This window comes from Haladaptatus halobius, assembly GCF_020618475.1.
Classification (GTDB): Archaea; Halobacteriota; Halobacteria; order Halobacteriales; family Haladaptataceae; genus Haladaptatus; species Haladaptatus halobius.
Map to the genome: position 1 here is coordinate 2,772,003 of NZ_CP085335.1, position 25,443 is coordinate 2,797,445.

Here is a 25,443-nt window from a genome sequence, read left to right on the forward strand (position 1 = left end):
TTACGCGCTTCGATTCGAGGAAAATAGAAAATTAGCGAGTCCCGGCTACTCCAATAGGAGCAGTTTCGGGTTCTGCAAGTATTCAAGCACCTGGTTGGCGAACGCCGCGACGATCGCGCCGTCGACGATTCGGTGGTCGATAGACACCGAGATGGGGAGCGTGGGGCGCGCTTCGACCTCGTCGTCAACCACGACGGGTCGCTTTTCCAGCGAGCCGAGTCCGAAGATACCGACTTCGGGGTGGTTGATGATGGGCGTCGCGTACTCGCCGCCGATGGCCCCGAAGTTCGTGATGGTGAACGTGCCATCCTGCATCTCCTCGCGCGAGATGGTGCGGTCGCGGGCCTTCTCGACCAACTCGTTCATCTCCGAGGAGATCTGGAGCATATCCTTCTGGTCGACGTTCTTCACGACCGGCACCATCAGACCGTCGTCGGTGGCGACCGCGATGCCGATGTTGTAGTAGTTCTTGAGGATTATCTCGCCGTTATCCTCGTCCAGCGAGGCGTTGAGGTACGGGTAATCTTTCAGCGCCGCCACGATGGCCTTCAGCACGAAGGGCATGTAGGTCAGCTTGATGCCCCGCTCTTCGGCGACCTCCTTCAACTCGGCGCGCGTCTCGATCAGTTCCGACACTTCGACGGTGTCGTGGTGCGTGACGTGGGGCGCGGTGAACTTCGAGCGCTCCATCTGCTTGCCGATGGTGCGCCGGATACCGCGGTAGGGAACGCGCTCTTCGCGTGGGCCGGTCTCGCCCGCCGCGACCTCCGCGGCGTCCGCGGCCTGCGCCCGCTGTTGTGCCTCGGCGTACTCCGTGACGGCTTCGGGCGTGACGTATGCCTCGCCGTCGCGCTCCTCGGTGGCGGGCACGGCGTTGAGATCGATACCCTGCTCGTCGGCGAGTCGGCGAGTCGCGGGCGCGGCCAGCGTCCGCTCGCGGTCGGCGGCCGCGTCCTCGGTCGTGGGCTGCGAACCTTGCTCTCGCGTCGGCTGCGCGCCGCCCATCGGCTCCTCGGCTTCGGCGAGCGCCTCGTCGCGCTCCTGGGTGCTCTCCACCGACTCGTCCGATTCGTCCGACTCCGCGGCTGACCGCACATCCCCTTCCGTCACGCGACCGCTCGGGCCTGTGCCCTCGACTTCGCCGATGTCCACGCCGAGTTCGCGCGCGAGCCGTCTCGCGCTCGGTGCGGCGAACACGCGACCATCCGGCGTCGTCGTCTCCTCGGAGACTTCTGGCTCCTCCGCGACCTCCTCCTGCGATTCTGTCGGCTCGTCGGACTCGGCGCTCTCGGTGGTCGGTTCGTCCGCTTCCTCTCCTTCCACGTTGAACGTGATGATGACGTTGCCGACGGGGACGACCTCACCCTCTTCCGCCCGCAGTTCACGAACCGACCCGTTCACGGGCGAGGGGACTTCCACGATGGCTTTGTCCGTCTCGACCTCGGCGACCGGCTGGTCTTCGCTGACCGTGTCGCCCTCCTCCACCAGCCAACTGACGAGTTCGCCTTCGGCGACGCCTTCGCCGACGTCCGGGAGTTTGAATTCGCGTACCATGTTAGAAGTTCACCGCGTCGCGGATGCCCTCCTTGATGCGGGCCGGTTCGGGCAGGTAGTAGTCTTCGAGGCTGTACAGCGGGAACGGCGTGTCGAAGCCGGTGATGCGCTCGACGGGCGCTTCCTGGTACAGCAGGGCTTCTTCCTGAATCGTCGCGGCGATCTCTCCGGCGAGACCGCCCGACTTCGGGGCTTCGTGGACGACCGCCGCGCGTCCGGTCTTCTTGAATGACTCGACGATGGTGTCCGTGTCGAGCGGCGAGACGGTTCGAAGGTCGACGACCTCCGCGTCGATTTCGCCCTCCAACTGCTCGGCGGCTTCCATCGTCGGGCGGGTCATCGCACCCCACGTGAACACCGAGATATCCGTCCCCTCTTTGCGCACCGCGGCCTCCCCGATGGGAACCTCGTAGGATTCGGCGGGTACGTCGCCGCGGAACGCGCGGTAGATGAGCTTCGGTTCGAGGAATATGACCGGGTCGGGATCGCGGATGGCGGCCGTGAGCAGCCCCTTCGTGTCGTACGGCGTGCTCGGGATGACGACTTTGAGACCGGGCTGGTGCGCGAAGAACGCCTCCGTCGATTCGGAGTGGTGTTCCGGCGCGCGGATGCCTCCGCCGTAAGGCGCGCGGATGACCATCGGACAAGTGTACCGGCCGCGCGAGCGTGTGCGCAGGCGGGCCGCGTGCGAGACGATCTGGTCGAACGCCGGGTAGATGAAGCCCATGAACTGGATCTCCGGTACGGGCTTCAGACCGTAGGCTGCCATGCCGATCGCGGTGCCGACGATGCCGGACTCCGCCAGCGGCGTGTCGATGACGCGGTCGTCGCCGAACTCGTCGTAGAGCCCTTCGGTCGCGCGGAACACGCCGCCGTTCTTGCCGACGTCCTCGCCCATGACGACCACGTCGTCGTCCTGTTGCATTTCAGTGTACAGTCCGTCGCGGACTGCCTGCACGAGCGTGAGATTCTCCGATTCGGTAGTTGCCTGACTCATAGTTACTCCTCCAGAAGTGCGTCGTCCCCGTACTGTTCGCGGATTCGCTCGAACCACTCGCGCTGTTCGCGCAGTCGTCGCGGCATGTCCGCGTACACGTGCTTGAATATCTCCTCGGGGTCGGGTCGCTCGACCGACTCCGCCTCGTCGATGGCGTCCGCGACCCGCTCTTTGACGTCCTCCCCGATGGCGTCCACCGACTCGTCGTCGAGCCGTCCCGTGTTCCGCAGGAACGCTTCCATCCGCGGAATCGGATCCTTCTGCTTCCACCGCTGGACTTCGTCGTCGTCGCGGTAGACGCTCGGGTCGTCGGCGGTGGTGTGCGCGCCGAAGCGGTACTGTACCGCCTCGATGAGCGTCGGACGTAGTTCGTCCTCGCTGGGGTTTTTCGCCTTGTTCACGGCTTCCTTCGTCACTTTGTACACCGCGAGAGGATCCATCCCGTCGACCTGCACGCCCTCGAAGCCGTATGCTTGCGCTTTCTGCGCGATGGTCTTGGAGGCGGTCTGGCGCTCGCGCGGCACCGAAATCGCCCACTGGTTGTTGTTACAGAAGAAGACGGCGGGTGCGTCGAAGACCCCCGCGAAGTTCATCCCTTCGTGGAAGTCGCCCTCGCTCGTCGCGCCGTCGCCGAAGTAACAGAGAAACGCTTTCTCCTCACCCTTCAGACGCGACGCCCACGCCGCGCCGGTCGCGTGAACGACTTGCGTTGCGATGGGCACCGCGACGGTGAAGATGTTGGAGTCTTCGGGAATTTCGTTCCCCGCTTCGTGGCCCATCCAGTAGAGCATGGTCTGTTTCAGCGAGAGGCCGCGGACGAGCGCCGCGCCGTGTTCGCGGTAGCTCGGGAACATCCAGTCGTCGTCGCTGAGCGCGTAGACGCTCCCGATCTGTGCGCCCTCCTGTCCCGAAAGCGGGGGGTACGTTCCCATCCGACCTTGGCGCTGGAGGCTGACCGCCCGCTCGTCGAAGTGGCGGGCGAGACGCATCTGGTGGTACATATCCACCAATTCCTCATCGGAGAGGTTCGGCACCTCCGCACCGTCCAGCACCGTGCCGTCTTCGTCCAGTATCTGTACTCGCTCCTGGGGGTCTCGGTGTACGATGCTCACGGTCGAACCCATCCTGACATGTGCGAAAAAACTCTCGCGCGCATTATAGGGTTTTCGTAATTAACTTCCCATAGAAACTGCTTCGCATGCCATTTTTACGGGTTTGTGCCGCAAACGCCGGTCAAATTTCCCATTTTAAAATTACCGGCCGGATGTCGGTCAAACGATGGGCAGTCTCGTACGGTCTTGAGAACCGATGAACATCGTTGTACACCGTTTCCTCTTTCGGTCGGACGAATGCCGTGTGCACTTCCCGCTTCGCGGCGTTGCTGCTCGTTCAAACCGAGACCCGGTGGGCCTCGCGGTTCGCGGGTCGTTCCTCTCCGCTCGCTATACGGAGGCTCTCCGAGCCTCGCGCCTCGCTTGCTCCACCGTCTTCCCGTCCCGGAGGATAGCGTCGACGAACAGTTCACCTGCCTTGTAGGACGACCGAACCATCGGTCCGCTGGCGCAGTAGAGAAAACCGAGTTCGTCCTCCGCGACCTGTCGCCACGTCTCGAACTTCGCGGGGTGGACGTACGCTTCGACGTCGAGATGGGAGCGCGACGGCTGGAGGTACTGGCCGAGCGTGACGATGTCCACGTCGGTCTCTCGGAGGTCGGAGAGCGCCTGATACACTTCGTGGTCGTACTCCCCGAGGCCGAGCATCAGACTTGTCTTCGTGTAGATATTCGACTCGCGCCCGACCTGTTCGAGAACGCCGAGGCTCTGTTCGTAGCCCGCACGCGGGTCGCGGACGGGCCGCTGGAGTCGCTCGACCGTCTCGACGTTGTGCGCGATAACGTCCGGTTCGGCGTCGATGATCTTTCGAACGAGACGTTCTTCGCCTTGGAAGTCCGGAATCAACACTTCAACGAGGATACCGGGATGGCGTTTCTTTATCTCTCGAATTGTCTGCGCGAAGTGGCCCGCACCCTGCTCGTCGAGGTCGTCGCGGTCGACCGACGTGAGAACCACATAGTCGAGGCCGATCTCCGCGATGGCGCTCGCCACGTTCGCCGGTTCGTCCGGGTCGAGCGGTTCGCCGCCGCCGGTGTCCACGTCGCAGAAGCCGCAGCTCCGCGTGCACTGGTGGCCCATCAGCATGAAGGTGGCCGTCCCGCCGCCGTCCTCGCCTCGCCCGCTCCAGCACTCGCCGAGATTCGGGCAGTTGGCCTCCTCACAGACGGTGTGAAGGTCGTGCTCTCGGAGCGTCCGCTTGATCCCCGTGAACTCCTGTCCCGACGGAGGCCGCATCTTCAGCCAGTTTGGCTTGCGCCGCCCACTCATTGGTGGCGGCTTCGGGCTACCACGACAAAAAGGATAGGGTATTCGAGGAGGCGAGATGGACGAATCCACCGTTCCGCCCCCACCGTTTCGACTCGATAGCCGCGCGTATCCCCCTGTTGTCGGCAGGAAATCCGAGAGTACTCACCCCGGTTGTGGGATAAGAAGCAAATAACAATGCCGTTCATTCGCCTACTGATTCGGTATGGCTACGAACGATCGTATGAGAACGAACGACGGGATGGACACGAACGGATTGGACTGGTTCAGCATTCTTCTAGTCGTGGTCGGCGCACTCAACTGGGGCATCGTCGGGGTAACGGGACTGATCGGCGAACGACTGAACGTCGTACAGCAGGCGATGGGACTGCTCTTTCTCCCCGATGTCGCTCAGACGATCACGTATCTCATCTACGTGCTCGTCGGTCTCGCGGGGCTGTATTTCATCTACACCAGCTACAAAATCGGTCGCGCGAGTCGCCGGACGCGCCAACGAGCCCCTCAGCAGACGGAGTGACTTCTTTTTTCTTGCCTACCTTTTCAGTCGGTTCTCTACTTTCCCAACTTCCTCCGCGATGTTTGTTTGGTTCCTTATTTCATGGTGATGAACATTGTCATATCCTCTCTCTACAATACTTATAAATACTATCAGGATTTCATGATTTGTATAGCCGCAAACCATGCCCGAGCTATCCCGGGATGAAATCACTGACGGGTCGTTAGTGCGAGCTCTCGTACTTCTCGCCGCACCTCTCGTCTTGCAGAACTTCGTACAAGTCGCCCAACAAGTCGTCGATACGTTCTGGGTCGGTCGTCTCGGCGAGGACGCAGTCGCCGCAGTCGGGTTGAGCTTCCCGCTTACCGCCATCCTGTTCGCTATCTTCATGATTACGAACATCGGAACCCAGGTACTCGTCTCCCAGCGCGTCGGAGCCGACGACGAGGCAGGTGCTCGTCGCGCGGCGTTTCACGGCATCACGCTGGCGTTCGTCATGGGTCTTGTCCTCATCGGCCTCGTGTTCCTCTTCATACCGGATGTCGTCTTCCTGTTCGGTGCGACCTCCACGGTCACGTCGCTCACTATCGTCTACCTGACGACGTACGCGTTCGGGTTGCCGATAATAGGTATGGGCGACGCCATCGAGTTCGGATTCATCGGATGGGGAGATTCGCGCGCCGCCCTCTACATCAACGTCGTCGCGGTCGCCGTCAACATCATCCTCGATCCGTTTCTCATCTTCGGCTACTGGATTCCCGGATTCGACGGGCTCCAAATCGCCGGTGCTGCCCTCGCTACCGTCCTCGGATACGGTATCTCGTCCCTTCTCGCGCTCGGGATGATGCTTCATGGCCGGGACGGGTACACGCTCACACGAAACTCGATGACGTTCCGGATGGGCGACTATCGCGAACTCGTCGATATTGGACTCCCGATGTTCGGCCAGCGCCTCGCCGGCCAGTCGGTTCGCGTTCTCATCGTCGGCATCGTCGCCGTGGCTGGTGGTCCCGCCGCTCTCGCGGCCTACAACGTCGGTGCGCGAATCGCTAGCGTCGCCTTCATCCCCGCGAGCGGTCTCTCGCAGGCCGCACAGAGCATCATCGGTCAGAATCTCGGTGCCGACAAGCCCGCTCGCGCTCGACGGACGACATGGGTCGGCGTGGTCATAGCGATGGTCGGTCTCACCCTCGTCGGCACCGTCCAGTGGGTCGTTCCCGAACTGTTGGTCGAGACGTTCGTCCCCGATATGTCGCCCGAAGGTTTCGAACTGACCGTCCAGTACCTCCAAATCCTCGTCTACGGCTACTGGGGCATCGGTGCGATCTACCTGTTCAACGCCGGGTTCAACGGCGCGCGCCGGACGAAGGTGAGCCTGATAGCCGACCTCCTGAAATACTGGGGCGTTCGACTGCCCATCGCCGCCGTCGGCGTGATGTGGCTCGGGAAAGACGTGAACGTCGTCTTCTGGGCGGTCACGATTTCGAACGTCGTCGGCGCAATCGGCGCTGGCGCGTACTACTACTACTCGACCAGCAACGGGATGTTACAGCGGGCCGCCAAAGCGGCGACGAGTGCCGCAGACTGACGACGTTCCGCTCGGATTTCGAGACGGTTCGGTAAAAGTGACGCTAGCGGTTCGTCTCCAATCGTGCTAGGTCTCCGTTCGAACGATGGAGCCGACCGTTGGGGATATCGTCCCGACTCCGACATTGCGTCGCCACTCACACGGGCGAAAGGGGAAAGAATGGGAGCGCGGAGCGTGTGACCGCACTCGGACAGTGCACTTCGGGGTACTTAAACTCACGGGGGGAAGAGTGAAAGTGAAAACCGACAGCAGGCCCCGCCAAAAGCCGTCCGTCAGACGAAAGGCAGACGTCAGAGTCTGACGCACGTCGCACATAAATCATTCGACTATCCGAACGCTAACATCTCGGTCGCCGACGAACCGACGAACGCGCCGCTCGAACGCTCCCTCACCGGGCCACGAAACGGATTCGGTGACGCCAAGACGGTTCGCGTTTCCCACGTACACTTCCGCTTCGTCTCCTCCCTCTGTTGGAACTGCGATTCGAACGTACAGACCACGTTCCACGCCCTCGTACGCGTCGAGCGCGGCGATGTCGGTGGTTTCGAGGAGCCGACCGTCCGTCTCGCCGCCCGGGGCGAGCGTCGGGTAGCGACCGTCGACGCGATGGAGTCCCGAGAGCACCGCGTCGCCGACAAACTCGAACGTCTTGACCACGGATGCGACGCAGTCGGGGTTCGTGAGGGTTCCGTAGACGAACACCAACATGCGTCACCTCGTCCGAATCGAGAGCACTTTCACGCGCCCGACGGCGTCGAAATCCCTGAGTCGATAGGCGAGGTCGCGGACTCGTTCCGCCGAACCGCGACAAAACACCGTTTCGAGACACCAGTGGTCGTGGTGGACGTGACTGGTCGTGTTTATGACCTCGTGAAACTCGTGTTGGATGGCGTGGAGGTCGCCGACGACCGACCCGTGTTCATAATCGAACGCGAGCACCGCGGCGATGTCGCCCGCCACGTCCTCGAACTGGGCGTGCGCTTCGGTGTACTCGGCCATCGCCTCGCGGACGGCCCGGGAACGCGATTCCAACCCCTGCGCTCGCCACGTCTCGTCGAACGCCGAGAGTACGTCGTCGGGGACGCTGAGACTCGTTCGCATGACCGTCGGTTCGGGATATTACCCCTTCAGCGGTTCGGTAATAACAACCGGTATGTGTCGGTGGTTTGTAACTCCGACCGGATGTGGAACGTCGAACTCGGAGTTCTGTTCGGGACGGTTGCGCTCGGCTTCGTCCACGGCGTTGAACCGGGGCACGGGTGGCCGGTCGCCGCGTCGTACGCGCTCGACCAGACGAACAAGTGGCTCTACGGCTTCGCGGCGAGTTTCGTCCTCGGCGTCGGACACCTGATAAGCAGCGTCGTGATGGTGTTCATATTCTTCTGGGCGAAGGAGTATTTCGACCTCGCGCAGGTGAACGATCCGCTGGCCGTCGGCGGAGTTCAGATCGGCGGCCCGGTGAGCGTCGTCGCGGGCGTCCTGCTGATTCTGCTCGGGGTTCGTGAGTATCTACACGGGCACTCACACTCACCCGGTAGCGGGTATTCGCACGACCATCACGAACACGGTGACCACAATCATGGCCATCACGGGCACGAGCACCATCACCACGGAGGCGGTCTACTCGGAAAGGTGAAGCGGGCACTTCCGTTCGGCGGTCACTCCCACGGGTCGATGGAGGACGCGACCGACCGCGGCCTGTGGGGTATCGCTGGATTCGCCTTCGTGCTCGGCTTCGCCCACGAGGAGGAGTTCGAGATAATCGCCATCTGTAGTACGACGAACCACTGTCTCGAACTTATGTTCGTCTACGCGCTGACGGTCATCGTCGGCATCGTGGGGCTGACGCTCCTGCTCATCGCGGGCTACGAACGATACGAAGAACGGGCCGAGCGCTACGCCGAGCATCTCCCATTGTTCTCGGCTGCGGTGTTGGTTCTGATGGGTGTGGGTTTCGTCGTCGGCCTGTTCTGATTCGTGCTCGTTTGGGTTGCCCGTTCCGGTACAGCCAAACCCCGCCGGACAGAACCGCGTCGCGTGACGCTTCGTAAGCGAGTGGTCGCGGTCTGGCGACGGGTGCTCGGTCTCTCGTGGCCCGTGATGGCCGAGCAGGTGCTCCGGACGCTGATGCGGACGACCGACATCGTCGTCGTCGGACTGTTCTCGCCCGCCGCCGTCGCCGCCATCGGTCTCGCGGATCTCTACGCGCGTCTCCCGCTTCGAATCGGCCTCGGCCTCGGCGGCGGTGCCATCGCGCTCTCCAGTCAGGACACCGGACGCGGTGCGACCGCCAATCGCGACGAGGCCGTCACGCAGGCGATTCTCGTCGGTGCGCTCGCGGGATTCCCCTTCGTCCTCTTCGGGCTGCTGTTCGCCGAGTCCGCGATTTCGGTCCTCGGCGCGCCCGAAAACGTCGCGGAGATGGGCGGTACGTACCTCATCATCATCTTTCTCACCGCTCCCGCCCGCCACGTCGCGCTGGTCGCCGCGCGTTCGTTGCAAGGAACCGGCGACACCCGGACGCCAATGTACGTCAACGTCGTCTCCAACCTCCTCAACATCGGCGGCACCGTGGCGCTCGGCCTCGGTATCGGCCCGTTTCCGGAGTGGCGAATCACCGGTGTCGGCGTCGCCACCGCCGTCGGCAACCTGTTCACCGCGACCGCTCTTCTGCTGGCGATTTACGGCGGTTGGACGCGGGCCTCCTTCGCGCGGCCGCGGAACCAGATCATCACGAAGCAGCTGCTCGTCGTCAGCGCGCCCCGAATCGGCGAGGGGTTCGCGGCGACCGTCGCGGAGTTCCCCTTCAACGCCATCTTGCTCGCGTTCGGCACGGAGGTCAACGCGGCCTACCAGATCGGTCGCCGGGTGTACCAGCAGGTGACCGGCCCGCTCTCGCGCGGGTACAGCGTGGCGTCGAGCGTCGTGGTCGGACAAGCGCTCGGCGACGGCGACCCCGAACGGGCGCGGTTCGAGGGCTGGGCGACCGCCGCCCTCGGACTCCTGACGGTCGGCGGCATCGGCGGCGTGCTCTTTTTCGCCGCGGAGCCGCTCGTTCGATTGTTCACCTCCGCCCCGGAGACCCTGAAGTACGCCGCGGATTTCGCCCGCGTGTACGGGCTGGCCGCGCCGTTCCTCGTCTCGTTCGTCGTCCTCGCCGGCTCGTTGCAGGGTGGTAGCGACACGAAGACGCCTTTTTTCGCCCGCGTCTCCGGAATGTTCCTCTTCATGGTCGGCTTTTCGTGGCTGGTCGGCGTCCGGCTGGACTACGGCGTGGTCGGCGTCTACGCCGGAATCTTGCTCTATTACGTCTGGTCGATGTCGGTGGTCGGGGCTGGGTTCTACTGGGGCGGGTGGGCATCGCGCGCGGCGGCGATGATGGAGGAACGCGGGAGCGCCGAGACGTGACGAAAGTGGCGCGACGACGGAAAGAATACGGGAGACGAACGCGAGTATCGAATCGATGTCGGACTCCAACTTCACCACGGACGGAATCGACGGGCCGCATTCGGGACAACCGGTCGCAACGGCGGGCACGCCGATAGACGAGGCCGACGCCGCGATGGTACTGACCCACGGTCGCGGCGCGACGGCGGAGAGCATCCTCGAACTGGCGAATGAGTTCCAGCGCCCGAACGTCGCCTACGTCGCGCCGCAGGCGACCAGAAACACGTGGTATCCGCAGTCGTTTCTCGCACCGATGGAATCGAACGAGCCGTACCTCTCGTCCGCGCTGGCCCTGCTCGGCGCGGTGGTGGACAACCTCGACGCGGCCGAAATTCCGTCCGAGCGAACGTTCCTGCTCGGCTTCTCGCAGGGGGCGTGCCTGACGACTGAGTTCGTCGCGCGGAACCCGCGGCGGTACGGCGGCGTCGCCGGATTCAGCGGCGGTCTCATCGGCCCCGACGTAACCCCCCGCGACTACGACGGGTCGCTCGGCGGGACGCCCGTCTACCTCGGCTGTAGCGACACCGACCCCCACATCCCGGTCGAGCGAGTACACGAGACGAGGGACGTGCTCGGCGAACTCGACGGTGACGTGACCGAGCGGATATTCGAGGGGATGGGTCACGGCGTCGTGCAGGAGGAGATCGACCACGTCGAGGGGATGTTGGACGAACTTCTCGGCGAGGGATCTCCGTGAGCAGGTAGGCCTCCGTCGCCGTGGAGCGACGAATCCGAACTCTCCGTCCAGTCGCTCGACCGATTCGGTCTACTCCGGTCGAACCGACTCGCCGCTGACCAACTGCGGGAAGACGAGGCGAGCGAAGTTGTAGAACAGAACGAGGATTATCGGGCCGAGGAACAGCCCGTACCAGCCGAACGCGATGGAGCCGAGGACGTACGCGAACAGGATCAGCGCCATACTGATGCTGCCGGCCGAGACGTACGAGCGGATGAAGAAGTTGGGGACGGTGTCCACGACGGCCAGCGTCACGGCGAAGTAGAGCACGGGATGCCAGAGGGGTACCGCCGGATTCCGAACCGCGGCGCCGAGCAGAATTGCAGTGTAGGGCACGTACAGTAACTTCATCCCGACGACGGGGATCAGGGTGAAGATAACCGTGAGCATCCTGAGCAGCACGGGGTACGCGACGATGGATGACTCGACAAGGAGGTTCAGACCGTAGTAGGTGGCGATGGCGATGACAGACGTTAGCGCGATGGTGATGAGGTTGCCGAAGAATATCGTCTCCAGTTGGTCGTCGACGCGCTCGCCGAACGCGACGGCGGTGCCGTGATAGTCGAAACTGCGCCGAAACCAGTCGGCGATCGCGTCGTCGTGCTTGAGGAGGTAGTACGCAAAGAGGAACATCACGAACAGGTGCGAGAGCACGCTGAAGACGAATGCCGCGACGGCCGTGATTTGCCCCAGCGCCCGCTGAAACAGACCCACGGCGTTCCCCGAAAGCAGTCGTTGCGGGTTCAACGCGAGCACGCTCAGCATCTGTCCGAGATTCGTGACGCTCTTCCCCGGGAGATACCGGTTCAGCGTCGACCGAAGCGGGCCGAGCGAGTGCGCCGTGAGGTACTGGTTGAGCTCCTGCGCACTCACGAGCCCCGCGTACCCACGACCAGCAGTATCGGTACCGAGAAAAATAGCAGCGTCATCGTCGTGCTCAGTATCGGGTGGTCAATTCGCCGCTCGATCCGGCGATGAACCGGCCTGTTCGCGTAGTAGAGGAACACGCCGAATACGACCGCGCCGATTGTAGGTGTACAGCGCGTCCGCGACGAGAAGCGTGAGGATAATCCCGACCGCCCCCCACACGAGTCTATCGCTACGTAGTCCCGAAGAAGTCATCATGATCGAGTGCACAGCAGGGACGACCAAAAGTCACCTTGCAGACGAGTGCTCGACCGCCCTCGAATCTCGGCTCGTTATCGCTCGTCGATGGGTACGAACTCCATATTCTCGTTCCCGACGTACTTCGCGCGGGGCCGGATGAGTCGATTGTCCTCGTACTGTTCCAACACGTGGGCGACCCAGCCGCCGACGCGCGAGAGCGCGAAGATGGGCGTGAAGATGTCAATGGGGATGCCCATCTGGTAGTAGGTGGTGGCGGAGTAGAAGTCCACATTGGGAGCGAGTCCCTTTTGCTCCTGCATGTACTCCTCGATGGCGACGCTCATCTCGTACCACTTCGTGTCGCCCGCGGCCTCGCCGAGGTCTTCGCTCCGCTCGCCGAGGATCTTCGCGCGCGGGTCTTTCACGTTGTAGACGCGGTGGCCGAATCCGGCGACGCGTCGACCCTCGTCGAGGGCGTTGTCGATCCACCCGACGGGGTCTTGGTCGCTGTCGTCGATCTCCCTCAGCATCCGCATGACGTTCGCGTTCGCGCCGCCGTGGAGCGGTCCGGCGAGCGTTCCAATGGCGCTCGTGACCGCGCTGTGGAGGTCGGAGAGCGTGCTCGACGTGACCATCGCCGAGAACGTCGAGGCGTTCAGGCCGTGGTCCGCGTGCAGGACGAGCGCCTGGTCGAACACGTCAGCGGTCACGTCGTCGGGTTCCTCGTCGTTGAGCATGTAGAGGAAGTTCGCGGCGTGTCCGAGGTCGGTTTGAGGCTCGACCGGGTCGGAGCCGTCTCGGATACGAGCGAACGCGGCGAGGATGGTCGGAATCTTTGCGGTGATGCGCCGACCTTTCCGGAGGTTCGCCTCGCGGTCTTCGGGGTCGGTCTCGGCGTCGTCCGGGTCGTAGGTCGCCAGCATCGAGACGGCGGTGCGGAGCGCACTCATCGGGTTCGAATCCGATTCGGCAAGTTCGCGCACGGTCGCCATGACGCCGTCGTTTATCGCGCGCTCTTCGGTCATCGCCTCGGTGAAGGATTCCAGTTCGTCCCGGGTCGGCAGTTCGCCATGCCAAAGCAGATACAGCACCTCCTCGTAGCTCGCCCCACGCGCGAGGTCTTCGATGGTGTACCCTCGATAGACGAGTTTGCCCACGTCGCCGTCGATGTGGCTCAGTTCGGACTCAGCGACTACCACGCCCTCTAGGCCTCGTTTGACCTCGTCTGACATACCGTAAAGGTTCACGGGCAACCCCGAAAAGGATTATCTTTCGTGGTTGTTCTGCCGGGACTGGTACGAGATGGCCGCTATCGCCGTCGTTTTGTCGTCGTCGGTCGCCACGCTCTCGAAATCCGGCGCAGTAGTCCGTCTCCATCGACTAGTTCTTTTCCACGCGTTCGACGGAACTCGGCGTGAGGTAGTAGACGACCTTCGGGCCAATGTAATCCCCCTGCGTCGTGGACGACTCGGAGTAGACGGCACCCTGACAGAGGAGAGTCACCGCGTATCACTCCTGCGTTTTCTCGACGCTCCGAACGCTGCACGAGATCGTGTACTCCGACGTATCTTCCCCGTGGTATTCGTTGTAGAGACGCCGTTCTTCGTACTCCGTGGCGTACCTTCGCGCCGACGATTCGTTCCACACGCGCGGCGGAGGCGGTTTTTCCTTCGGCCCCTCGGGGAACGGCGGTCGCTCCCGAAGGGAAATCGTCCTAACCAATGTCGTCGGCGAACTCGTCTTCTCGTCGGTGCCCGTGCGCTTCGTCCGCGAGCCATCCGTTCGGTCGCGCTCGTACCCGACAGCCCATCCGGCGCACCCAGCGGTCGCACCGATGACTGTGGTGACGATTGCAAAGCCCACCCTCCTCCGGGTGAGTCCCATACCCTCTCGTTCGAACGATACGGTGAGTACTTTCCTAGTGATAATTCCTTCTGCGTAACTGCCCCGGAGTTCTATCCGACAGCAAAACCGGGTTCCGGTTTTCGTTCGTTGTTGGCGGCGGAACCGGGGACGGAACCGCCTCCTCCGCGGTGGATTTCCCGATTCTGCGAACGTTTTTACGAGAGAACGACCAACTTCGGCGTATGGAATCCGCGAGCGGCGAGGTGGAGTACGAACCGCGGAGCGTGAAGGAGGTGTTGGCGGAGATGAAAGACACCGCCGAACTGCTCATCGACCTCTCTTTCTCCGCCGTACTCCACGGGAGCGACGACATCGCCACCGAGGTGCTCGCCCTCGAACGCAAGATGGGCGTGCTCGAACTTCAGGCCCGAATGAGCCTACTCATGGCCGCGAGGAGCCCGGAGGACGCGGAGGAACTCGCTCCCGTCCTCGGCGTCGTCGGGGCCGCCGAGAAGATAAGCGACGCCGCGGGCGACATCGCCAAGGTCGTCCTGGAGGACATCGGTCTCCCACAGACGATGCGGGCGACGCTCCCCGAGGCCATCGAAACCCTCGTTCGCGCGTCGGTGGCCGAAACCTCGCCGTTCGGGGGACAGACGCTCGGCGCGCTGAACCTCGAAACCGAGACGGGCGTCCGCATCATCGCCATTCACCGCGGCGGCGACTGGATTCTGAACCCCGACAGGAACACCGACCTCCGGGTGGACGACCGACTCCTCCTCCGCGGCCCGGACGAAGGCATCGCGGACGTGTACGAGCGAGCGACCGGCGAGCGATACGAACCGCCCGACCCACCTGAGGCGGGCGACACCGACCTCGAACGCGCGGTGGACTCCATCGTGCTGATGAAGAACATGAGCGAACTCGCGGTCGACCTCGCCTACGGGAGCGTCCTCTTCGATAGCGCGGAGGTGGCGGAGGAAGTGGTGGAACTCGAAGCCGAGGTAGACGCCCTCCAGTCGCGCTTCGAGGCGTGGACGCTTCAAGCGGCGAGCCACGTCGACGACCCCGTCTCCCTGCGCGGTCTCGTTCACCTCGCCAACAGCACTGAAGTCATCAGCGACGCCGCGGTCGAGATCAGCGAAGGCGTCCTTCACGGACTCGGCACCCACCCCGTCGTCGAGCAGGCGGTACAGGAGAGCGACGAGGTCATCGTTCGCGTGACCGTCGCGCGGGAGAGCGCCTTCGACGGGACGACGCTCGGCGAGGAACGGGTCGAAACCGAGACGGGGATGCGGGTCATCGCGGTTCGCAGACCGCCGGACGACTGGGTCATCTCCCCCGGCCCGGCCACGGAGGTTCACGCTTCCGACGTGCTGCTGGCGAAAGGAACCCGGTCGGGCGCGGAGCGCCTCGAAGAGCTGGCCGGTGGGCCCAGCGGCGGGGTTTAGTCAAGGTCGCGCGCGAGTCGCCGTGCCGAAACGAACGTCAACACCGCGGTCAGGAGTGCGCCGAGCGAGACCGCCAGCACGAATCCGAGCGCGAGGTAGTACACTGGCGTCCCGGCCTGTCCGGCGACCTCGCCGATCAGCACGACGCGGTAGACGTACACGATGGCGGTGAGCGCGATGCTCACGGCGAAGCCGACCGCCGCGTTCCGGCGGACGTTCAGCGCCTCGATGAGTTTCGCGGTCGCCGGACGCTCGGGTGTCTCTTCTTGCACGCTCGGCGGTTGGGACGCTCGGATAAAAGATGCGTCGGTAAGTCTGAAACGACGGCGTCGGCTTCGATTTCGACCAGCATCTCGGGTGCGATTAGCCTGCTCACCTCGACCATGCTCGTGGCGGGTCGCACGTCGCCGAAGAACTCCGCGTGGGCCTCGCCGACCGGTTCCCAGTTCTCGATGTCGGTCACGTACATCCGCGTCCGAACCACGTCGTCGAGACGTGCGTCCGCCTCTTCGAGGGCCGATTCGACGTTTTCGAGCGATCGCTTCGTCTGCGCGGAGGCGTCCCCGACGCCGACGACGTTCCCATCTTCGTCGGTGGCCGTCGTCCCGGAGACGCGAACTTCGTTTCCGACTCGAACTGCCCGCGAGTAGCCGACGCGCGACTCCCACTCCGTTCCGCTGGAGACGTTCTCTCGGTTCACGTTCGGTACACGATGACGAGGACGAAAAAACCGCGGTCAGGCGTAGGTCTCTAACTCCCGCCCGGAGATGACGAAAAACACGGTTCCGGCCGGTCCGACCGCGGTCGCCACGGGTGAACGATTTCACCGATTCCGCATAGTCTCTCCGGATGCCATAACGGAATACCGAACTGCTAAGGGTGTTCGGAAACGGTGTATCGGTAATGACAACGCTCGGAACGGCGAGTGCGGCCCCCGGGGAGGTCGATACTGGCCGCCTCCCGGTGGGTGAGACCCGCGACGGGAGCCAGTTCGGTCTCCCCGTCGCCGTCGTGAACGGTGCGAGAGAGGGGAAAACGCTGTATATTCAGGCCGTCAGCGACGGTGACGAACTCAACGGTCTCGGCGTCGTAAAGCGCGTCGTACCGCAACTCGCACCCGAGGAGCTATCGGGCACGATTCTCGTCGTCGGTCTCGTCAACTACCACGCTTTTCAGGTTGCAGAACACCGTAATCCAGTCGACGATACGAAGATGAACCGCACCTATCCCGGCAACGAGTCGGGCACGTCGAGCGAGCGAATCGCGGCGGCCACCTTTGAAATCGCGTCACGGGCCGACCTCGTGCTCGACCTGCACCAAGGCTCCACGAGCCAGATGCTGAACGAGGCTCGCGTGCGCTGCGGCCCGCGCCACCGCCTCCACGACGAGTGCCTGGAACTCGCCAAGGTGTTCAGCTGCGGCTACGTGCTCGACCAGAAAGGTCCGGACGGGCAGCTCGCCCGCACCGCCCCCGACGAGGGAATCCCGACCATCGACCCCGAACTCGGCGGCTGCGTCGGCTGGGACGAAGAGAGCATCCAGTTCGGCGTCGACGGTGTGTTCAACGTCTTACGCTACTACGGCTTCCTCGACGGGGACGTGGAACTCGAATCCCAGACGCGAGCGACCGGATTCGACCGCTACGGCGCACCGAGCGGCGGTCTCGTCACCTTCCGACGAGACCTCGGCGACGAGGTTGACGCGGGCGACGTGCTCTTCGAGGTCACCGACGTGTTCGGCAAACTCAAAGCCGAAGTCACCGCCGACAGAACTGGCATCTTCTGGCGCTCCCGCCGCCTGCCGCAGGTCGCCACGGGCGAGTACGTCTGCTCGGTCGGAACCGACGTCGACCAGTACTGATGCCGACCGACCTCTCCTGTTCGGCCTGCGGGCGCGAGTTCCCCGCCGGGCCGGACGAACCGTGGCGGTGCAAGTGCGGTCAGCCACTCGACTTCTCCGAGCGACCGCTTCCCGACGGCCCCGCCCCGAACTTCGCCAAAACCGACACGCGCGAGGGTCTCTGGGCCTTCTCGGAGTTCCTCCCCGTCCGGCAAGTCGTCACCCTCGGCGAAGGCTTCACCCCGCTGGTGGACGCGGACGACTGGAACGCCCAATTCAAACTCGATTGCGTCTTCCCCTCGGGGAGTTTCAAAGACCGCGGTGCGACCGCGACCCTCTCCCGCGCCGCCGAACTCGGCGTCGAGACGGTGCTCGAAGACTCCTCGGGCAACGCGGGCGCGGCCATCGCCCAGTACGCCGCACGGGCGGGTATCGACGCGGAGATCTACGTTCCCGCGGACGCGAAGGAATCGAAACTCGACGCCATCGAGCGCGCCGGTGCGACTCCGGTTCGCGTCGACGGAAGCAGGCAGGACGTGACCGAGGCTTGCATCGACGCGGTGGAGGCGGGTGAGGGCTGGTACGCCAGTCACGCGTGGAATCCGGCCTTTTTCGCGGGGACGATGACCGTCGCGCTGGAACTGGCCGCCCAGCGCGACTGGTCGGTGCCGGACGCCGTCGTCTGCCCGCTCGGCCACGGTACCCTCTTTCTCGGGGCGTACCGGGGCTTCCGCGCCCTGTTCGACGCGGGGTGGATCGACGGGATGCCCCGACTGCTCGGCGTGCAGGCCGAGGGTGTCGCACCGATCGCGAGCGAACTCCACGACGCCGACGAGGGGCGAAACGACGTGGCGGACGGTATCCAGATCGCCCACCCCGCCCGCCGCGACCAGATTACAGACGCAATCGAGGCGACCGACGGCGACGCTATCGCGCTGGACGCGGAGGCGACCCGAGAGGCGCTCGACGCGCTCCACCGGACGGGCTTCTACGTCGAACCGACGAGCGCCGTGGCGGTCGCCGGGTTATCGGCGTACCGCGAACGCGGTGTCCTCGACGAAGACGCGGGCGTGGTCGTTCCGCTCACCGGTCACGGACTGAAATCGTAGCGTTCCTCCAGCATTTTCGGCCTCGTCGCTCTTCATAATTTTACTACGATTAGGGTAGATTTACTTCGTCTCAGGATATATTATTAAAATGTTTGTCAAGTCAATATTATACAACGAGAAGAAGTGTACTAAAAGGAGTCGCGGCCGGAACGACCGCGCTCGCAGTTCCGGCGGGCGCGAAACGCCCCGAACGAGGACGGAGTCTCGTCGGACGACGCGTCTTCCTGGAATCGGGCGTCGGTCTTGACCTACCCGCCGGAGCGAACCGCGTCGAAAGTCCCACCGCCGCCGACGCGCTGCTCCTGTCCGCGGATACATCGGTTCCGCGCGGCCGACTCGTGAGCGCGCTGAACGCGGCGCGCCGATCTCGTTCGTCGGGACTGGTGCCGACGACGCGCTCGTCTCCTTGTTGTACGACGTGCGCCCCTCGAAGGCCGCGGACGCGGCGACGTCGTCCGCGCTCGAAAAGCCCGCCGACCTCTCGGCGATCTTCGGCGTCAAGTACGACCGAAACGCTCCCGCCTCAGTCGCGGTCGCGTGGCCGCGCGGCGGCGCCATCGACACGCATCAGTATCGAACCGACAGTCCGTCACGGAGCTATGTCCTCTCCCGAATCGACGGGACGTTCGAACTCGGCGGTGCGACGAGTACCCCGACGAGCAGCGCGACGACGATGGCGTACACCTGTCCCGACGCCGAAAGCGGCTGGGACTGCCTCGGCCGGAGCCACGAGGAGAAAGACCTGAACGAACACGGGCAGATAGAGAAGTTCGTCTGGGGTGCGAAAGCCGCCAACGAAACCGACCCGAACCGCGATTACTTCTCGTGGAAGACCAAGTTGAGCATGACGCCCGGCAAGGCGCTCGGTCGCTCTGACTGGATGAACGACTACGTCCTCCGAACAATGGATTTCGAGGACAACTGGCGAAGCACGGCCCCCCGTCCACGAGCGGGTCGAGCAGTAGTTCGTTCAGCGTCGGCGTCTCGGCGACCGGCTCGGAGGTCGACACGAGCCTCGGGTGGGGCTGGTCGACGGCCCACTCGCACACGAACATCGAGGAGACCATCGACCTCGTTGCGGAGAAGGCCACGCACAAGTTCGACCTGAAGTTCGGCGAGAACGTCTCCGAGACGACGTTCAACGCCTACCCCGGCTACCGAATCGACCCGGCGGACGGGACGACCACGGTGAACTACTCCTACACGACCGATTGGATGTTCAAGGACGACCACTGGTACGGCGACGATACGTACAAGTACCACATGTACGGCGACGGGACGTGGACGGCCTGAACTCTCGACCGACGCTTAGTTCTTCGAATCCCCGACCGCTCGGCTATCGCTCCGGATGCGTCGGCGCGTCGAATCCGCCTCTGACGAGGGGTTTTGCGATGTGCCTGCGCGCCTCCGGCGGCACCTCGTACCACCCCGGTTCCAGTTCGCGCTCGACCTCCCGTTCGACCTTTTCGTCCGCTCGCGTTCCGCAATCACGACACCGATAGCCCTGTCCCGCTCCCGCGCTCTTCATCGAGCGTCCGCAGTTCGAACAGCTTGGCGTGACGAGTTCGGTCGTGTCGAGGTCTCGCACCGCGAATTTCTCCAGCTTCAGGGTTCCTCGGGCGACCTCGCCGCAAGCCGTGATTCGGTCGCCGGCCCGGAGGTCTCTGACGCGGTTCCGAAACCGCTTCGTCGGTTCGAAGGCGGCACAGCGCAGTTCGCTCCGTCCGTCCGCCAAAGCGAAGAAAACGTGCCCTCCGCGTCGCGTCTCCGGCTTCGAGACGACGGTTCCAGTGACTCGGTAGGCGCGCCCCTCCGCCACTCCGGAGTCGTCCTCGACCGTTCCGAGGTCGGCGTCTCGGAGGTGAGCGTCGGTGCCCTGATTCGTCACGAAGAGGGCAGTTCGCGCGACTGGTTCGCCGTCGATTCGGTCGGCGACCCGCCGGACTGCGTCCGGGTCGTCGCCGCGAATCCCGTGTAGGATGGGACAGGGCGTGCGTGGGACGCAGACCGCCCCGCCAGTTCCGCGGTCGACCGTGTCCCAGACCGCGGGGTAGGCGTCGTCCGCGGCGTCGAACACCGACTCCACATCCACCTCGCGGGGCGTCCCCCAACGTTCGGCTTCGCGGTAGGAGATGTGCTCGTAAGTCCACTCGGCGAACGCGACCCAACTCCCAACCGCGGCCAGCGCGCCGATCTTTCCGCGGGCGTTTTTCCACCCCGCGTGGCGGTAGTCCGCCGCTTCGATGCGTCGCTCGGCGTCCTCGCGGGAGAGGTGCTCTCGAACCGCGGAACGGGCGAACACGGCGACTTGGTCGGGCGTCTCGTCAGGGGCGTGCGGCGCGACCACGAGTCCGGGATTTGTCTTCGGGTCGTCCGTCTCGGCGGCGGCTTCGAGTTCGTCGCGTGCGAGTTCGAACGCCCGCTTCGGATCGAGGTCGGTGTGGATAGCGAGCGCGGCGTTTCCTCGCGTCTTGTGCTTCACGGCGGGGTTGAGGCGAACGAGGAGCAGTCGCTCCACGTCACCTCCCGCCTCTCGAACGCGCTCCGCGACGCGCGCCGCGAGGTGGGTCGTGCACATCCCGCGTTCGCGGGAGTCGGTGTCGTCGAGACCGATGACCGTCACGTCCGGGGATTACCGCGTGGTGGATTAACGACTTTCGGAGCCGCGTTGCGGTATATGAATCTATCGCCGTCGCTCTCCGCAATCGCAAGACTGCGGCACGGTGTTCCGACAAAACGTATTTATATTGGAATCACTTACCTCTCACTATGTCTCGGTCTGCACTGGTCGACAACGTGACTGCGATGCTCGACGACGCAGGGTTCGCGGTTAGCGACCGGTGTGCTATTCGACCGAAGAGCTTCGACGTGGCGGCTCGACGCGGCTCCGACCTGCTACTGTTGAAGATCCTCGGAAACATCGATGCGTTCGACGCCGAGACCGGCGTGGAGATGCGACGGCTCGGCACTTACCTCGAAGCGACGCCGATTGTCATCGGTCTGCGCTCTCGAAACCAAGACCTCGAACCCGGCGTGGTGTACTTCCGCCACGGCGTGCCGGTGTTCAGCCCCGACACGGCGCTCGACCTCTTCGTCGAAGGCGTGCCGCCGCTGGTGTACGCCGCGCCCGGCGGTCTGTACGTCAACATCGACGGTGACGTGTTACAGGACGAGCGCAAAGAGCGCGGGTGGAGCCTCGGCCAGCTCGCCACCGAACTCGGCGTCTCCCGCCGAACCGTCTCGAAGTACGAGGACGGTATGAACGCCAGCGTGGACGTGGCGATCGCACTCGAAGATCTGTTCGACCGGGAACTGACCAGCCCGGTGGAAGTGTTCGAAGGTGCTGAGGAGGTCATCGAGAATTCCGAACTGGACGAACCGGAAGCCGAACCGGACGACCAGCATATGTTCACCGTGCTCACCCGCGTCGGCTTCACGGTGCATCCGACGACTCGCGCCCCATTCAAGACCGTGAGCGAGGACGAGCAGGAAGACCGCGTCCTGACAAGTCACTCGGCGTTCAACCGCACCGCCGAGAAGCGCGCTCGAATCATGAGTTCCATCAGTCACGTTGCGCGCACTCGGTCGGTCTATTTCGTGGACTCGGCGCGGCGCGAGACCGTCGACGACACCGCGCTGGTCGAACGCGAAGAGGTCGAAGGAATCGACGACCCCGACGAACTTCGGAAGCTGATCCGCGAGCGGGCGAAGGCGTAGTCGGTCGACTCGATTCGCTTTTCAGCCTCCCCCGCCCTATCCGTCGTCCCCACCGCCCTCTCCACCTTCTCCGCCTTCACCGCCCTCCCCGCCTTCTCCTCCTTCTCCTCCCCCGCTATCCTCACCGCCTCCGCCGAATCGCGCACAGCCGGCGAGGCCGCCGATGAGCAGACCGGTCGCACCGAGCAGTTGGCGTCGAGTCGTCATGTTCGTCGCTACGTGCGGGACTGTGGTAAATCGGATGGCCCGACGGCAAAAATGACGATCCCTGCATGGGGAGCGATAGCACCAAGGCTGAAGACGGTGTGGCTTCGTGTTGTTCGGTGGTCGATACTCGTTCGCGGGCGGTACGGTTACTTTGCGGGCTGTACTCGATTCGTCGTAAGCCGACATTTCGTCGTAACTATACGACAGATGGTGTTCCAGTTCGTCTTCTACGTTAATATCTGCAGTAGTTTTAACTCCCGTACGTCTCTTCGAGATAGTTCACGATGTCGTCGCTCTCGGCCATCCCCTCCACGCCGTGCTCCGGGTCGACCAGCACCGGGACGCCGGTCTGACCGCTCACTTCCTCCACTTCGGTGCGCTCTGCGTGGGCGCGCGGGACGTAATGGGATTCGTAGTCGAGTTCGAGTTCGTCCAGTTTCCGCGTCACCTTCGCGCAGAACGGGCAGCCTTCGAGTTCGTACAGTTCGAGATTCGACATGCGCGAACGTAGGAACGGACGAAACAAGAGTTTGTTGTTGGTGAGCAAATCCGCTGGATTTGCGAGGGACAGAACGAGGCGGTTCGTCTTCCGGCGGTGAGCAACTCCGACGGACTTGCGAAGTGCGAAAGACGCGGTAAAAAGCGACTCGTCGATTCAGACGTTCGCCTGTAGGAATCCGCCGGTTCGGACGACAAAGTAGATAACGAACGCCAGCGCCAGCGCCCACTGGCCGGGGCGCACGTCGCGCCACTCGCCGGTTGCCACCTTCACGATGGGGTAGCTGACGATACCCGCAGCGATACCGTAGGCGATGGAGAACGTCAGCGGCATGATGATGATTGTCATCCCCGCCGGAATCGTGTGGGTGATGTCGTCCCACTGGATGTCGGTGACGTTGCCGAGCATGATGATGGCGACGACGACTAGCGCGATGTGGGACGCGTACAGCGGAATCGCCGCCGCGAGGGGAACGATAGCCAGCGACGCGACGAAGAGGAGACCGACCACGAGCGCGGTCATGCCGGTTCGACCACCTTCTTCGACGCCGGTCGCGGACTCGATGTAGGTCGTCACCGTCGAAGTGCCGAGAATGCCGCCGACCGTCGTCCCAACCGCGTCGGCCATCAGCGGTTTCTCGACCTCGGGGAGATTCCCGTCTTCGTCGAGGAATCCAGCTATCTGTCCAACGCCGGTTAGGGTTCCCGCGGTGTCGAAGAAGTCTACGAAGAAGAACGTGAAGACGATGAGAGCGAACGTGAACTCGTCGACGTTGTCGAATCCTTCCAGAAACGCGCCGACGAGCGGCGTGATGTCGTACTGCGCTTGCGTCATCTGGGAGAAGTCGAAGCCGCCGTTCTGGACGAACGCAGGCGCGACGACGCCGGAATCGACCAGTCCCGCGAACGTGACGATACCCCCGAGGAGGGTAGTCAGGAGGACGCCGATGATGATAGAACCGGTCATTCCACGAGCGTAGAGCCCGAGCGTCAAAAAGAGGCCGATGACTGAGAGGATGGCGACCGGGTTCTGTGCGACGCTCCCGAGCGTGACGTACGTCGCCGGGTCGGCGACGACGATCTGCATCTCCTCCAACCCGATGATGGCGAGGAACAGTCCGATACCCGTCCCGACGGCGAACTTGACGGGTTCGGGGAATAGGTAGATGACGTACTTTCGTGCACCGATCACCGTGAGGATGATGAAGATGACGCCTTCCGTGACGACCGCCGCGAGGGCGGTTCGCCACGAGATGCCGAGCGTGCCGACGACTGTGAACGCGAAGAAGGCGTTCAAGCCGAGGCCCGGCGCTTGCGCGAAGGGCCGTTTCGCGTAGAAGGCCATCACGAAGATGGCGACCGCCGCCGACAAGATGGTGACGACGGCCAGCATCTGCTGTACCTCGCCCGGCGTGTAACCGTCGATGGCGATTCCCGGTTTGCCGTTCTCGCCGGGGAACATCGTCATGATAGCCGGGTTGACCACCACGATGTAGGACATCGTCAGGAACGTCGTGATTCCCGCGAGAACCTCCGTTCTGAGGTCTGTGTCGTGCTCGTCGAAATCGAAGAACTCACCTAGCGCGCCCATGTTGCACACTTGAGCATGCTTGTTGGTATCTATTTAAACATTTTCGTCCCACTCGACCAGATTATGCACGAATTTGCTCATCAAGCGTGCGAGCTACTCGAACGAGGCGAGCGCACCCACGGGTGCCTCGGTTCGCCCTTCGGCGCGTTCGATGCCCTCCGTCCCCGCCGCGATGAGGGCGAAGACGCCGCCCACGTCGGCGCCCGCGTCGTCGGCGATGTCGAGCAACAATTCCTGCGTTTCGCCGGAGCGAATTAAGTCGTCCACGACCAGCACGGTTTCGCCGGGCGCGATGGCCGAGGCGGGGAGGTAGTAGGTGAGTTCGATGCCTGAAGCAAGTCGCTGACGAGCCTCGATGAACTCCTCGACGGCGGTCTCCTTCGACTTCTTCGCGTAGGCGCACCGAGCGCCGAAGTAGCTCGCCATCGCGGCAGCGAGGGTGATGCCGTCGGTCGCGGCGGTCAACACCACGTCGGGGTGGCCGAAGTCGAATGACTCGGCGGCGACGGGCGCGACGAGGTCGAGGAACGACTGGTCGAAGACGACACCGGAGTTGTCCACGTACCCCTCGGGGTCGAGGCGAGTGCGAGCTTGGAGTTCCGCCGCGAGCTCCTCGCGTCCGACGCCTTCCACGACCGCTTCCGCACGGTCGGTGCTCGGCAGGACGTGACCGTTCACGTATCGGTTCAGGTCGCCTGCGGGTAGACCGGTCACCGCGGCGAGTTCGTCGTAGGTGCGAGTCTCCTTCAACATCCGAAGGACGGAGACGGCCTGCAACTGGAGATTGGCCTTCTCTGCTCGGTTCACACTCCTACCCTCACCTTCGTGCAACCTTGAACACTTCGATGCTAAACGCGATTCGTCTAAGCACAACCGTGTAATC

27 protein-coding genes and 1 pseudogene are annotated in these 25,443 nt (G+C 63.6%); 10 read left to right on the plus strand and 18 right to left on the minus strand.

Annotated features, from left to right (window positions below; all coding sequences use genetic code 11):
• Positions 1 to 45: 45 nt before the first annotated feature.
• The 4 genes from LIW51_RS16130 to lipA all read right to left on the minus strand — a co-directional run bounded on the left by LIW51_RS16130 (position 46) and on the right by lipA (position 4,932).
• Entirely contained in the window at positions 46 to 1,554 is a 1,509-nt protein-coding gene (locus tag LIW51_RS16130) for a dihydrolipoamide acetyltransferase family protein (protein ID WP_227375113.1), read from the minus strand.
• A 1-nt stretch (position 1,555) separates the two neighbouring features.
• Positions 1,556 to 2,551, minus strand: a complete 996-nt coding sequence (locus LIW51_RS16135) for an alpha-ketoacid dehydrogenase subunit beta (RefSeq protein ID WP_227375114.1) — start codon at positions 2,549 to 2,551, stop codon at positions 1,556 to 1,558.
• A 2-nt stretch (positions 2,552 to 2,553) separates the two neighbouring features.
• Positions 2,554 to 3,663, minus strand: coding sequence for a pyruvate dehydrogenase (acetyl-transferring) E1 component subunit alpha (pdhA, locus tag LIW51_RS16140; protein ID WP_227375115.1), 1,110 nt, complete (start codon positions 3,661 to 3,663; stop codon positions 2,554 to 2,556).
• Positions 3,664 to 3,993: 330 nt separating this feature from the next.
• Positions 3,994 to 4,932 carry a lipoyl synthase gene (lipA, locus tag LIW51_RS16145; protein WP_227375116.1) on the minus strand — a complete coding sequence of 313 codons (939 nt, stop codon included), beginning with the start codon at positions 4,930 to 4,932 and terminating at the stop codon, positions 3,994 to 3,996.
• Positions 4,933 to 5,152: 220 nt separating this feature from the next.
• On the opposite strand from lipA, the gene LIW51_RS16150 reads away from it, so the two are divergent.
• Complete coding sequence (locus LIW51_RS16150; RefSeq protein ID WP_227375117.1) at positions 5,153 to 5,446, plus strand: DUF378 domain-containing protein; 294 nt, start codon at positions 5,153 to 5,155, stop codon at positions 5,444 to 5,446.
• 163 nt (positions 5,447 to 5,609) lie between these two features.
• Positions 5,610 to 7,013, plus strand: coding sequence for an MATE family efflux transporter (locus tag LIW51_RS16155; protein WP_227375118.1), 1,404 nt, complete (start codon positions 5,610 to 5,612; stop codon positions 7,011 to 7,013).
• 318 nt (positions 7,014 to 7,331) lie between these two features.
• Here LIW51_RS16155 and LIW51_RS16160 read toward each other — a convergent pair whose 3' ends face one another.
• Together LIW51_RS16160 and LIW51_RS16165 are read right to left on the minus strand one after the other, a co-directional pair.
• Entirely contained in the window at positions 7,332 to 7,721 is a 390-nt protein-coding gene (locus LIW51_RS16160; RefSeq protein ID WP_227375119.1) for a gamma-glutamylcyclotransferase family protein, read from the minus strand.
• Positions 7,722 to 7,724: 3 nt separating this feature from the next.
• Positions 7,725 to 8,114 carry a CopG family ribbon-helix-helix protein gene (locus tag LIW51_RS16165; RefSeq protein ID WP_227375120.1) on the minus strand — a complete coding sequence of 130 codons (390 nt, stop codon included), beginning with the start codon at positions 8,112 to 8,114 and terminating at the stop codon, positions 7,725 to 7,727.
• A gap of 81 nt (positions 8,115 to 8,195) precedes the next feature.
• On the opposite strand from LIW51_RS16165, the gene LIW51_RS16170 reads away from it, so the two are divergent.
• From LIW51_RS16170 to LIW51_RS16180, 3 genes are all read left to right on the plus strand, one after another.
• On the plus strand, positions 8,196 to 8,987 hold the full coding sequence (locus LIW51_RS16170; protein ID WP_227375121.1) for a hypothetical protein: 792 nt from the start codon (positions 8,196 to 8,198) through the stop codon (positions 8,985 to 8,987).
• Between the two features lie 126 nt (positions 8,988 to 9,113).
• A complete protein-coding gene (locus tag LIW51_RS16175; RefSeq protein ID WP_227376826.1) occupies positions 9,114 to 10,421 on the plus strand; it encodes an MATE family efflux transporter in 1,308 nt (435 codons plus the stop codon).
• 55 nt (positions 10,422 to 10,476) lie between these two features.
• Positions 10,477 to 11,157 (plus strand): alpha/beta hydrolase, encoded by a 681-nt coding sequence (locus LIW51_RS16180; protein ID WP_227375122.1) that lies wholly within the window; start codon positions 10,477 to 10,479, stop codon positions 11,155 to 11,157.
• 69 nt (positions 11,158 to 11,226) lie between these two features.
• Here LIW51_RS16180 and LIW51_RS16185 read toward each other — a convergent pair whose 3' ends face one another.
• From LIW51_RS16185 to LIW51_RS16200, 5 genes are all read right to left on the minus strand, one after another.
• Positions 11,227 to 12,069, minus strand: a complete 843-nt coding sequence (locus tag LIW51_RS16185) for an AI-2E family transporter (protein WP_227375123.1) — start codon at positions 12,067 to 12,069, stop codon at positions 11,227 to 11,229.
• Positions 12,070 to 12,147: 78 nt separating this feature from the next.
• Positions 12,148 to 12,285: a hypothetical protein gene (locus tag LIW51_RS16190; RefSeq protein ID WP_227375124.1), complete on the minus strand. Its 138-nt coding sequence runs from the start codon at positions 12,283 to 12,285 to the stop codon at positions 12,148 to 12,150.
• A 110-nt stretch (positions 12,286 to 12,395) separates the two neighbouring features.
• Positions 12,396 to 13,535 carry a citrate synthase gene (gene citZ, locus LIW51_RS16195; protein ID WP_227375125.1) on the minus strand — a complete coding sequence of 380 codons (1,140 nt, stop codon included), beginning with the start codon at positions 13,533 to 13,535 and terminating at the stop codon, positions 12,396 to 12,398.
• 148 nt (positions 13,536 to 13,683) lie between these two features.
• Complete coding sequence (locus tag LIW51_RS38580) at positions 13,684 to 13,806, minus strand: hypothetical protein (RefSeq protein WP_255766782.1); 123 nt, start codon at positions 13,804 to 13,806, stop codon at positions 13,684 to 13,686.
• Between the two features lie 6 nt (positions 13,807 to 13,812).
• The gene (locus tag LIW51_RS16200) at positions 13,813 to 14,187 is read right to left on the minus strand and encodes a hypothetical protein (protein WP_227375126.1); all 375 of its coding nucleotides are present in this window, start codon (positions 14,185 to 14,187) and stop codon (positions 13,813 to 13,815) included.
• A gap of 203 nt (positions 14,188 to 14,390) precedes the next feature.
• Here LIW51_RS16200 and LIW51_RS16205 point away from each other — a divergent pair, with 203 nt between their 5' ends.
• Positions 14,391 to 15,599: a potassium channel family protein gene (locus LIW51_RS16205; protein ID WP_227375127.1), complete on the plus strand. Its 1,209-nt coding sequence runs from the start codon at positions 14,391 to 14,393 to the stop codon at positions 15,597 to 15,599.
• Here the strand turns inward: LIW51_RS16205 and LIW51_RS16210 are convergent.
• Complete coding sequence (locus tag LIW51_RS16210; RefSeq protein ID WP_227375128.1) at positions 15,596 to 15,871, minus strand: DUF7536 family protein; 276 nt, start codon at positions 15,869 to 15,871, stop codon at positions 15,596 to 15,598. The two genes, LIW51_RS16205 and LIW51_RS16210, sit on opposite strands and share 4 nt — an antisense overlap.
• Positions 15,872 to 15,915: 44 nt before the next feature.
• Positions 15,916 to 16,299: pseudogene (locus LIW51_RS16215) on the minus strand (RidA family protein); the annotation flags it as partial.
• Between the two features lie 203 nt (positions 16,300 to 16,502).
• On the opposite strand from LIW51_RS16215, the gene LIW51_RS16220 reads away from it, so the two are divergent.
• The 3 genes from LIW51_RS16220 to LIW51_RS16230 all read left to right on the plus strand — a co-directional run bounded on the left by LIW51_RS16220 (position 16,503) and on the right by LIW51_RS16230 (position 19,655).
• Entirely contained in the window at positions 16,503 to 17,459 is a 957-nt protein-coding gene (locus tag LIW51_RS16220) for a succinylglutamate desuccinylase/aspartoacylase family protein (RefSeq protein WP_227375129.1), read from the plus strand.
• The gene (locus LIW51_RS16225) at positions 17,459 to 18,547 is read left to right on the plus strand and encodes a threonine synthase (protein ID WP_227375130.1); all 1,089 of its coding nucleotides are present in this window, start codon (positions 17,459 to 17,461) and stop codon (positions 18,545 to 18,547) included. The genes LIW51_RS16220 and LIW51_RS16225 overlap by 1 nt, the downstream gene beginning before the upstream one ends.
• Positions 18,548 to 18,953: 406 nt before the next feature.
• Positions 18,954 to 19,655: a hypothetical protein gene (locus LIW51_RS16230; protein WP_227375131.1), complete on the plus strand. Its 702-nt coding sequence runs from the start codon at positions 18,954 to 18,956 to the stop codon at positions 19,653 to 19,655.
• A gap of 228 nt (positions 19,656 to 19,883) precedes the next feature.
• On the opposite strand, the gene LIW51_RS16235 is transcribed toward LIW51_RS16230, so the two are convergent.
• Entirely contained in the window at positions 19,884 to 21,170 is a 1,287-nt protein-coding gene (locus tag LIW51_RS16235; protein WP_227375132.1) for a tRNA(Ile)(2)-agmatinylcytidine synthase, read from the minus strand.
• 146 nt (positions 21,171 to 21,316) lie between these two features.
• Here LIW51_RS16235 and LIW51_RS16240 point away from each other — a divergent pair, with 146 nt between their 5' ends.
• The gene (locus tag LIW51_RS16240) at positions 21,317 to 22,264 is read left to right on the plus strand and encodes a transcriptional regulator (protein WP_227375133.1); all 948 of its coding nucleotides are present in this window, start codon (positions 21,317 to 21,319) and stop codon (positions 22,262 to 22,264) included.
• 36 nt (positions 22,265 to 22,300) lie between these two features.
• Here the strand turns inward: LIW51_RS16240 and LIW51_RS16245 are convergent, their stop codons facing one another.
• From LIW51_RS16245 to LIW51_RS16260, 4 genes are all read right to left on the minus strand, one after another.
• Positions 22,301 to 22,471, minus strand: coding sequence for a hypothetical protein (locus LIW51_RS16245; RefSeq protein WP_227375134.1), 171 nt, complete (start codon positions 22,469 to 22,471; stop codon positions 22,301 to 22,303).
• A 250-nt stretch (positions 22,472 to 22,721) separates the two neighbouring features.
• Positions 22,722 to 22,970: a glutathione S-transferase N-terminal domain-containing protein gene (locus LIW51_RS16250; protein ID WP_227375135.1), complete on the minus strand. Its 249-nt coding sequence runs from the start codon at positions 22,968 to 22,970 to the stop codon at positions 22,722 to 22,724.
• Between the two features lie 156 nt (positions 22,971 to 23,126).
• Complete coding sequence (locus tag LIW51_RS16255; protein ID WP_227375136.1) at positions 23,127 to 24,560, minus strand: NCS2 family permease; 1,434 nt, start codon at positions 24,558 to 24,560, stop codon at positions 23,127 to 23,129.
• Positions 24,561 to 24,653: 93 nt separating this feature from the next.
• Positions 24,654 to 25,367, minus strand: coding sequence for a phosphoribosyltransferase family protein (locus LIW51_RS16260; RefSeq protein ID WP_227375137.1), 714 nt, complete (start codon positions 25,365 to 25,367; stop codon positions 24,654 to 24,656).
• Positions 25,368 to 25,443 lie beyond the last annotated feature (76 nt).

What these genes read in the sequence shown, in the direction of transcription:
- LIW51_RS16130 (WP_227375113.1), bottom strand. Translation starts at nt 1,554, where the DNA reads ATGGTACGCGAATTCAAACTCCCGGACGTCGGCGAAGGCGTCGCCGAA.
- LIW51_RS16135 (WP_227375114.1), bottom strand. Translation starts at nt 2,551, where the DNA reads ATGAGTCAGGCAACTACCGAATCGGAGAATCTCACGCTCGTGCAGGCA.
- lipA (WP_227375116.1), bottom strand. Translation starts at nt 4,932, where the DNA reads ATGAGTGGGCGGCGCAAGCCAAACTGGCTGAAGATGCGGCCTCCGTCG.
- LIW51_RS16150 (WP_227375117.1), top strand. Translation starts at nt 5,153, where the DNA reads ATGAGAACGAACGACGGGATGGACACGAACGGATTGGACTGGTTCAGC.
- LIW51_RS16155 (WP_227375118.1), top strand. Translation starts at nt 5,610, where the DNA reads ATGCCCGAGCTATCCCGGGATGAAATCACTGACGGGTCGTTAGTGCGA.
- LIW51_RS16160 (WP_227375119.1), bottom strand. Translation starts at nt 7,721, where the DNA reads ATGTTGGTGTTCGTCTACGGAACCCTCACGAACCCCGACTGCGTCGCA.
- LIW51_RS16165 (WP_227375120.1), bottom strand. Translation starts at nt 8,114, where the DNA reads ATGCGAACGAGTCTCAGCGTCCCCGACGACGTACTCTCGGCGTTCGAC.
- LIW51_RS16170 (WP_227375121.1), top strand. Translation starts at nt 8,196, where the DNA reads ATGTGGAACGTCGAACTCGGAGTTCTGTTCGGGACGGTTGCGCTCGGC.
- LIW51_RS16175 (WP_227376826.1), top strand. Translation starts at nt 9,114, where the DNA reads ATGGCCGAGCAGGTGCTCCGGACGCTGATGCGGACGACCGACATCGTC.
- LIW51_RS16180 (WP_227375122.1), top strand. Translation starts at nt 10,477, where the DNA reads ATGTCGGACTCCAACTTCACCACGGACGGAATCGACGGGCCGCATTCG.
- citZ (WP_227375125.1), bottom strand. Translation starts at nt 13,535, where the DNA reads ATGTCAGACGAGGTCAAACGAGGCCTAGAGGGCGTGGTAGTCGCTGAG.
- LIW51_RS16200 (WP_227375126.1), bottom strand. Translation starts at nt 14,187, where the DNA reads ATGGGACTCACCCGGAGGAGGGTGGGCTTTGCAATCGTCACCACAGTC.
- LIW51_RS16205 (WP_227375127.1), top strand. Translation starts at nt 14,391, where the DNA reads ATGGAATCCGCGAGCGGCGAGGTGGAGTACGAACCGCGGAGCGTGAAG.
- LIW51_RS16220 (WP_227375129.1), top strand. Translation starts at nt 16,503, where the DNA reads ATGACAACGCTCGGAACGGCGAGTGCGGCCCCCGGGGAGGTCGATACT.
- LIW51_RS16225 (WP_227375130.1), top strand. Translation starts at nt 17,459, where the DNA reads ATGCCGACCGACCTCTCCTGTTCGGCCTGCGGGCGCGAGTTCCCCGCC.
- LIW51_RS16240 (WP_227375133.1), top strand. Translation starts at nt 21,317, where the DNA reads ATGTCTCGGTCTGCACTGGTCGACAACGTGACTGCGATGCTCGACGAC.
- LIW51_RS16245 (WP_227375134.1), bottom strand. Translation starts at nt 22,471, where the DNA reads ATGACGACTCGACGCCAACTGCTCGGTGCGACCGGTCTGCTCATCGGC.
- LIW51_RS16250 (WP_227375135.1), bottom strand. Translation starts at nt 22,970, where the DNA reads ATGTCGAATCTCGAACTGTACGAACTCGAAGGCTGCCCGTTCTGCGCG.
- LIW51_RS16255 (WP_227375136.1), bottom strand. Translation starts at nt 24,560, where the DNA reads ATGGGCGCGCTAGGTGAGTTCTTCGATTTCGACGAGCACGACACAGAC.